General features: G+C 70.0%; 1 protein-coding gene. It reads right to left on the bottom strand.

The features are described 5' to 3' along the window. Positions 1 to 39 precede the first annotated feature (39 nt). Positions 40 to 1176 carry an IS30 family transposase gene (locus ACIHEI_RS37470; protein WP_396609992.1) on the bottom strand — a complete coding sequence of 379 codons (1137 nt, stop codon included), beginning with the start codon at positions 1174 to 1176 and terminating at the stop codon, positions 40 to 42. Positions 1177 to 1302 lie beyond the last annotated feature (126 nt).

Here is a 1302-nt window from a genome sequence, read left to right as displayed (position 1 = left end):
GGTGGTTTCTAGGGGTCGTTGCAACACGTGGTCGGTTGTTTAGGCTGCGATGAGTTTATGCAGGCGCTCGGCTGGGGTTTCCCAGCCGAGCGTTTTGCGTGGGCGGCCGTTGAGTTCGGCAGCGACGTGGACCAGGTCCTGCGGGGTGTGGACGGACAGGTCGGTGCCCTTGGGGAAGTACTGGCGGAGCAGGCCGTTGGTGTTCTCGTTGGAGCCGCGCTGCCAGGGGCTGGCCGGGTCGCAGAAGTAGACCGGGACGCCGGTGGCGACGGTGAACGAGCCGTGGGCGGCCATCTCGGCGCCCTGGTCCCAGGTCAGTGAGCGGACCAGGTGGGCGGGCAGGGTCCGCACGGTGGCGACGAGGGCGTCGCGGACGTGCTCGGCGGTGCGGCCGTTCGGCAGGTGCAGGAGCATCACGTAGCGGGTGTGGCGTTCGACCAGGGTGCCGATCGCGGAGGCGTTGTCCTTGCCGATGATCAGGTCGCCTTCCCAGTGCCCGGGAACCGCACGGTCGTCCGCGTCCGCCGGGCGTTCGCTGATCATGACCATGGGAGTGGCGAAGCGCGGTCGGCGGCAGTTGGCCTGGCGGTGCGGTTTGCGGTGTGCCCGTCCCGAGCGCAGGGCGGCTGCCAGCTCGCGGCGGAGCTCGCCCCGGCCTTGAACGTAGAGGGCCTGGTAGACCGTCTCGTGGACCACATGCATCTCCGGCCGTTCGGGAAAGGTGTCCCGCAGAGCCTGACAGATCTGCTCCGGGCTCCACTTCCTGTCGAGGTGGTCCTGGATGAAGTCCCGCAGCTGCGGGATCTGTCCGATCTTTGCGCGCTTGGGCCGGGGCCGGCGGGCATCCGCGCGGGCCTGCGCGGCATGGGGGCGGTAACTGCCGCTGCCCGGATGGCTGTTGCGCCGGATCTCCCGGCTGACCGTGGACGGGCTGCGGCCCAGCTCGGCGGCGATCGTGCGAACGCCGGCCTTCTCCCGGAGCCGGTCGGCAATGTGGATGCGCTCGTCCTCACGCAGGTACCGGGACGGTCCGGGCGTGGCGACGGGCGCCCGCTCGGGTCGAGCGGGCGCCCGGAACCTGTTCGGGTCCGTCCGGCCGTTGCGCCACTCGCGTCCGGTCCGCTCGTGGACGCCGACCAGCCGGGACGCCTCCTTGTTGCTGTAGCCCTGTTGCATGAGCCGGAAGTATTCCGCCCGCTCGGCACGGAGCCTCCTCGGCCCCTGCGGCTCCCGATTCGCTCGGATCTCGAAGTCCATCGCACCCCTTCAGCTGGGGTGTTGCGACGACCGTTAGAACCCAAG

The organism is Kitasatospora sp. NPDC051984 (genome assembly GCF_044593455.1).
Taxonomy (GTDB): domain Bacteria; phylum Actinomycetota; class Actinomycetes; order Streptomycetales; family Streptomycetaceae; genus Kitasatospora.
The sequence above is the reverse complement of the archived record's forward strand: the minus strand, read 5'-3'. Positions and strand labels throughout refer to the sequence as shown.

Bases quoted from the DNA above. Each gene is read 5' to 3' on its own strand.
- ACIHEI_RS37470 (WP_396609992.1), bottom strand. From the start codon at position 1,176: ATGCAACAGGGCTACAGCAACAAGGAGGCGTCCCGGCTGGTCGGCGTC.